We start from the raw sequence: 5,917 nt of genomic DNA on the forward strand, positions 1-5,917 counted from the left end.
GGGGGTGGGGGCCACCCCCCCGCGCTCTCAGTCTTCGCCGGCGCGCCCCGCCATCTCGATGAGCGCTTTGCGCACCTCCTCGCGGGTTCGGATCTCCGTGTCGAACGCGAGCCGCGCGCGGCGCTCGCCCGAGGGGGTCTCGACGGCCATTTCGATGCCGTAACGATCCACGGCGGTCATCTGCGCGCTCGTGGCGTCGGCGATTCCGGCGAGCTTGCGTGCGTAGGCGAGGATCGACGAGGCGTGATCGTCGTTCATGTGCCCGAGGATGCGGGGCGCGAAATCGGCGAGTGGATCGGGCTCGGCGCGGGCGTATGCGGCGACGTCGACCCAGGACATCCGACCGAACCCGCCGACGTAGCGGAGGGAGCGCGGCTCGATGCGGTAATGGGAAAAGTCCGCGAAATCGGCGTAGGTCGCGGCGTCCGGGTGCGCGGCGAGGAACGACGCGCGGCATTCGGCCACCTCCTCCGGCGGCACGGCCGTGCAGGCGCCGATGAGCGTCACGCGCCCTTTTTCGAGAAGTTTGTCCCCGACGATAGGCGATTCCAGCAGGAGGACGGAGGCCTCGGGACGGGCGAGCAGGTTTTGCGTGTGCTCGGCGAGGCGTGAGAGCAAAAAGAGAGCGCGGCCGTGCGCGTCCGTGGCGAGCGCCACGAGCGAGGCATAAGGGAATCCCTCGGGATCACGCGCCATCGTGGCGAGCGAACCGAATCGGGCGGCGCGTGCGAGTGTGCGCGCGCGTTCGGCGTGGCTCGGTGCGCGTGGGGAGGCCCCGGACGGACCTGTCCCTGCGGCCGTGGACCGAGTGTCCACGCCTTTCCCTTCACTCTCGTTCCCGGCGGCAATCTCGTCGCGGCCCTTCGTCATGATAGGGCCGTCATAACACGGCGCGCCGGTTTCTTCGATGCGGGACGACCGAACGATCGAATCAGGGCGCGGCCTTTTTCTCATCCGCTTCTTCCGGTGGGCACTCCTCTTCCCGGCGAAGCTCGATGTTCACCCTCCGCTCGCCTTTTCCGTCCCCTTGCACATCGACCTTTACCTGACCCTCGAAGCCCTGCGCGGCGAGCTGCTCGAGGATCTTCTGCCGCACCACCTCGACGTCCTGGTCGTCGGTGATGTCGAGGTTGAAGAGATCGTGGCCAATCTTCTTGCCGAGCGTGCTATCGACCTTGCCGGAGAGCGGCTTCTCGGTGATCTTCGCCGACGCGAGCACGGGCATGGCTTCTCGCAGCTTGTCGGCGAGCGGCTCGTCGCCGAGGTCCTCGCCCCACGCCTCGATCTGCAGGGTCACCTCGCCGTTCTCGTGACGACCGCGGACCTTCACGTTGTCGAGCTTCACCGAGCCCTCCAGGGCCTTCATGACCTCGGGCGGCTTGGGCATCGCCTCGGCCTCCGCGTACGTGATCGTCAGGCTCCGGCCGACCTCGACGTCGACCTCCATGGGAGCCGCGCAAGCCGCCACGCCGATCACCGCGGCGATCGCCGCGCCGAAAGCCATTTTCCGCAACACGTGTTTCTTCTCCATGGGTTTCCTCCTTCGTTCCGGGGGCATCGCATCGAATGTGGCGAGGAGCGACGCTTCGAGCGCCGTGCGGTGCTCGGGGCGAGGCGCGCTCGCGGGCTCGAAGACCTTCTCGAGCTCCTTTTCTCGATCAGAACCGAACATCGACGACCTCACCTTCCTGGAGCACTTCGCGGAGGGACCGCTGCGCGCGTGAGAGCCTCTGCTTGACGGCGGCCGTGGACTCCCCGAGCAGCGCCGCGATCTCGGCATGCTCGAGGCCATCGCCATACCGAAGCGCGAGCACCTCCTGCACGTGATCGGGCAGCGCCGCGACGGCCGCGCGAAGGGCACGGATGCGCTCTTGCTGAACGAGCGAGTCGAGCGGCGTGCCGCGATCGTCGGCGAGGATCGGCGCGACGTCCTCGATGGGCGTGCCCTCGCGGCGCGCGCGTGCATGGTCGATGACGGCGTTCCGCGCGATGGAGAGGACGTACATGCGCACGGAGCCGCGGCGAAGATCGATGTCGCCGAGGTGCTCGAGCCATTTGTGAAAGACGCGGCCGACGAGGTCCTCGACGTCTTCCCGTCTGCGGACGCGTCGGCCGACGAAGCGGCTGACCGGGTCGTAAAGGTCCTGGTAGAGGGCCCGGAACGCTTCGCGGTCGCCCGCTTGGGCGCGGGTGAGGAGAGCGCGATGCCGATCGTCGGGGTCCGCCCAGGGCCAGGGGAAGAGGCGCATGAGGTGCTCGCCCATGCTCTACGGAGCGGGCGGGGGGAGGTGACAGAAAAGATGCGGGGGTGGGGAAGTGTGAGGTGGACTGCTGGATGGCGTGGACAGAGGGGGTTGATGCGGATCAACCGTCGATGGAAAGGATGATCAGCGGGTGTTGACGCGCGTCAACCGACGCTGTCCACGATGGCGGGCGGGTGTTTGACGAGCGTCAGCCGGCTCTGTCCACGATGACCGGTGGGTGTTGATGGGGATCAACCGACGCTGATCACGATGATCAGAGGGGGGTTGATGGGGATCAACCGACGCTGATCACGATGACGGGCGCGTGTCGACGCGCGTCAACCGTCGCTGTCCGCGATGATCCGCGTGGGTTGACGCAAAGCGAGGGGCGTCGGTCACGCCCGCGGCTTCCACGACAGCACGAAATCACACGCGCCCCGCTCCAGATCGAGCCCCTGGATCTCGACCTTCCCGTCCACCCCGGCGAAGTCGAGCGCGGATTCCCAGCAACCCGACAGGAGCTCGACCGTTGTCCCGCTCCGGAAATGCGCAGCCGGAAACCCTCGCAGTCGGAGCATGCATTCGTGCTCGCCGAGGTGTTCGTAGACCAGCCGGCCCGCATTCTCGGCGACGAGCTCACGGCCGCGCGGGACGAAGCGCAGCAAGGATTGCGGCGTGAATCCGGCTCGGCGCAGGAAGCTGTCGACGACCGCCCGGAGGAGCGGGTTCTCGAAATAACGGTTCATGCAGCGCCGGAAGAGCGCACGTGTGCCGGGATCACCGACCTCCGCGCGCAGCGCTTCGACCATGTCGTAATAAGGCTCGGGCGGGAGCCATTGTACGCCGATGGCCCCGCGGATCGTCGCGAGGGACGCGGGAGCCGTGCGCGCGAGGATGCGAGCTCGCACGGGGGGAGCGAGCGCCTCGACCTCGCGGAGCACGGCCTGGGCGAAGCTCGCGCGGGTTCGTTGCGGGGCGGCGCGGTTCATCGCAGCCCACACCCCACCGTGACCGCCTGATCCACCGTCGCGCGCTCGATCTTCCTCGTGTCCGCGTCCACCGTGACGCGCACATTCACGCTGCCGCCGAGACCCACGCGGGCCACGCCTTTCAGGAGGTCGCCGATCAGCCCGTCCACGTGCGCGCCGACCGCGGAGGCGCCGAGCTCCGAGCAGGGCACCGCGCCGTCGAGCGTCATCTTCACCCGCGCGGACAGGCCCTCGCGTTTCACCGTCCCGGGACCGGACAGCTTGAATGCGCCGGCGTCCACCGTCGCCTTCGTGATGCGCATGTCCACGAGGTTCGGCGTGATCTCGAACGTCGCCCCGAGCTTCGTCTTGTTCCCGAAGACGATCCCGTCGAGCTCCTTCGGATGCGGCGGCACCCAGCCCTTCACCTCGAACGACGCCGTGCCCGCGTACATCCCTTTCGATTCGGAACCGCCGAGCGTCACCGCCACCGTCCCCTCCACCGACGCACCGCGCAGATCCGCCGGGACCGACAGCGAGCGCGCGCGGGCGAGGTCGTCGACCTTCGTCGGCGGCAGCGTCGCCGAGAGGCGCATCGGCGAAGACTTCGTGTCGAGCGCGAGCCGCAGCGGCGCCGCCTCGGGCGCCTTCGCGCCGAGCCAGATCGACGTCGGATCCTTGCCGTTCCAGCGCGCGCCGACGAGGCCGAGGGGCGTCCCCTCGAACGCGACCGTGCCCTCGAACGCGCCCGCGTCGCCGCGCGCCTTCGTCACCTGGCCGGCGAGCACGATCCACGGCGACTCCTTCGAGCCCCAGTTCACCGTCACGTTCGCGGTCGCCGGCAGATCCAGGGCGCCCGGGTGGCGGCGATCGAACGCGGCGAGGGCTTCGAGCCGCTCGCCCGGCGGGACGGCGGCCGTGACGACCACGTTGCGGGCGTCGATCCGCGTCGGGGAGAGGCCGTCGAGGTCCACGGCGAGCCACGGGACCTCGGCCGAGAGGCCCGTGACGCCTTCGAGCTTGGCCGTGGCGCCGGTCAGCACGACGCGGCCCCACCTCGAGGTGAAGTCGTCGAACGTGAGCTCGATGCCCCGGGCCCGCGCCTCTTTCTCGATCCAGAACCGGACGAGCGGTCGGTGGCCGAGGCCTACCCCGAGGCCGAGGGCCGCCGCGAGGATGAGCACGAAAGCCACGATCCGCCGCCCTCGCGGGCTCTTCTTCGGGGGCTCCTTCGGGGGCTCCGGGGCCGTGTCGGGCAGCGTGTCCATGTCGATCCCTGCTAGCACGTCGGGGACGACAAGAGCGTGCCTCTCGTTTCGCAGGGTGGTGGAACGGCGCGCCTCGGACGTATACTGCGCGGCATCATCATGGCGGAAGGGACGCTGGCCCAGCCTGGCGACGTGATCGCCCGCAGATATCGGGTCGAATCCTGGCTCGGCCAGGGCAACATGGCCATCGTCTATCAGGCCAAGCACGTGAACACGGGCAAGGCGTGCGCGCTCAAGCTCGTGCACCCGCACTTGGTCACGCGCAAAGAGTTCGTCGACCTCTTCGTCAAAGAGGCCCAGCTCGGCGCGCGGATCGGCGAAAACCCGCACATCGTCGACGTCTTCGACGCAGGCGTCGACGAGGCGCGCAAGGTCCCGTACCTCGCGATGGAGCTGCTCCAAGGCGACACGCTGGAGAGCTACCTCAAGAAGCACGGACGCCTGCCCGCGCGGCTCGCGCACACGATCTTCGAACACCTCGCCGACGCGCTCGATCAAGCCCACGGCGCAGGCGTCATCCACCGCGATCTCAAGCCCGGCAACCTGTTCATCGCCCGCGATCGGAAGGGCCAGATCCTCCTCAAGGTGATGGACTTCGGCATCGCGAAGGTGCTGGAGAGCCACGAGCAACGCACCGCGACGCAGATCGGATCACCCGCGTACGCCGCGCCCGAGCAGCTCGGCGCGACGCTGCGCAGCCTCGCCGCGACACAAGGGATCTCGATCTCGCAGACGGTGCAGGCGTCGACCGACGTGTGGGCGCTCGGCCTCGTCGCGTACGAGGCGTTCACGGGCGTCCAACCCGGTCAGTACTGGGGTGTCGACACGTACGCGGATCTCATGATCTGCATCGCGCTCGAGGAGCATCCGGCGGCGACGCATCGGGCCGGCGACTTCGCGAAGTACCTGCCGCCGGGCTTCGACCCGTGGTTCTCGAAGTGCATCCAGCGCGACGCGACCGCGCGCTGGCAGTCGGCCGGTGAAGCCGTGCGCGAGCTGATGCGGCTCATCGACGCGTGGTCGTCCGATCCGCTGACGGGAGACGTCAAGATCGCGCCCTTCGAATCGCCGGTCTCGTCGAAGTCGGTGAAGAGCGCGAAGCCGCTGCCGAAGCCGATGCCGAAGCCCGCCGCGGCAGGGCCGCTGCGCCCGTCGGTGACGGGGCTCCCGCTGAAGCTGCAGGTGTCGAAGTCCTCGCCCGGCGTAGCCGAGCCGGCGAAGGCCGTCATTCCGGAGCCGAAGACGGGTCCCGTGTCGAAGGCCGGGCTCGCCGCGCCGGTGGTCGTGCCGAAGCCCGGGCCCGCGGCCACGCCCACGCCGGCCGCGGTCGCGCCGAAGACGGGGCCCGTGGTCCCGCCGAAGCCCACGACCACGCCGACCCCGGCGCCCGCGCCCGTGGCAGCGACGCCCGCACCCGCGCCCGTGGCAGCGACGCCCG

Annotated in this window: 6 protein-coding genes; 1 reads left to right on the forward strand and 5 read right to left on the reverse strand. The window is 69.3% G+C overall.

Going from position 1 to position 5,917, the window contains the following annotated elements:
* Nucleotides 1-27: 27 nt before the first annotated feature.
* The 5 genes from QHF83_RS52690 to QHF83_RS52710 all read right to left on the reverse strand — a co-directional run bounded on the left by QHF83_RS52690 (nucleotide 28) and on the right by QHF83_RS52710 (nucleotide 4,479).
* The gene (locus tag QHF83_RS52690; protein ID WP_348980545.1) at nucleotides 28-954 is read right to left on the reverse strand and encodes a DUF2470 domain-containing protein; all 927 of its coding nucleotides are present in this window, start codon (nucleotides 952-954) and stop codon (nucleotides 28-30) included.
* Complete coding sequence (locus QHF83_RS52695; protein ID WP_282425769.1) at nucleotides 932-1,672, reverse strand: hypothetical protein; 741 nt, start codon at nucleotides 1,670-1,672, stop codon at nucleotides 932-934. Before QHF83_RS52695 ends, QHF83_RS52690 begins: the two co-directional genes overlap by 23 nt.
* On the reverse strand, nucleotides 1,659-2,264 hold the full coding sequence (locus QHF83_RS52700; protein ID WP_282425770.1) for a sigma-70 family RNA polymerase sigma factor: 606 nt from the start codon (nucleotides 2,262-2,264) through the stop codon (nucleotides 1,659-1,661). The genes QHF83_RS52695 and QHF83_RS52700 overlap by 14 nt, the downstream gene beginning before the upstream one ends.
* Before the next feature lie 374 nt (nucleotides 2,265-2,638).
* Entirely contained in the window at nucleotides 2,639-3,232 is a 594-nt protein-coding gene (locus QHF83_RS52705) for a hypothetical protein (RefSeq protein WP_282425771.1), read from the reverse strand.
* Nucleotides 3,229-4,479 (reverse strand): hypothetical protein, encoded by a 1,251-nt coding sequence (locus QHF83_RS52710; RefSeq protein ID WP_282425772.1) that lies wholly within the window; start codon nucleotides 4,477-4,479, stop codon nucleotides 3,229-3,231. The genes QHF83_RS52705 and QHF83_RS52710 overlap by 4 nt, the downstream gene beginning before the upstream one ends.
* 36 nt (nucleotides 4,480-4,515) lie before the next feature.
* Between QHF83_RS52710 and QHF83_RS52715 the strand changes: the two genes are divergently transcribed.
* Nucleotides 4,516-5,917: serine/threonine-protein kinase (locus QHF83_RS52715; protein ID WP_282425773.1), on the forward strand; the 1,402-nt coding region annotated here is incomplete at its 3' end.

Source organism: Polyangium sp. 15x6, from assembly GCF_029960785.1.
In the GTDB taxonomy this organism is placed as follows: domain Bacteria; phylum Myxococcota_A; class Polyangia; order Polyangiales; family Polyangiaceae; genus Polyangium.

Excerpts from the sequence above, each read along its gene's own strand:
- QHF83_RS52690 (WP_348980545.1), bottom strand. The coding sequence starts at position 954 with ATGAGAAAAAGGCCGCGCCCTGATTCGATCGTTCGGTCGTCCCGCATC.
- QHF83_RS52695 (WP_282425769.1), bottom strand. The coding sequence starts at position 1,672 with ATGTTCGGTTCTGATCGAGAAAAGGAGCTCGAGAAGGTCTTCGAGCCC.
- QHF83_RS52700 (WP_282425770.1), bottom strand. The coding sequence starts at position 2,264 with ATGGGCGAGCACCTCATGCGCCTCTTCCCCTGGCCCTGGGCGGACCCC.
- QHF83_RS52705 (WP_282425771.1), bottom strand. The coding sequence starts at position 3,232 with ATGAACCGCGCCGCCCCGCAACGAACCCGCGCGAGCTTCGCCCAGGCC.
- QHF83_RS52710 (WP_282425772.1), bottom strand. The coding sequence starts at position 4,479 with ATGGACACGCTGCCCGACACGGCCCCGGAGCCCCCGAAGGAGCCCCCG.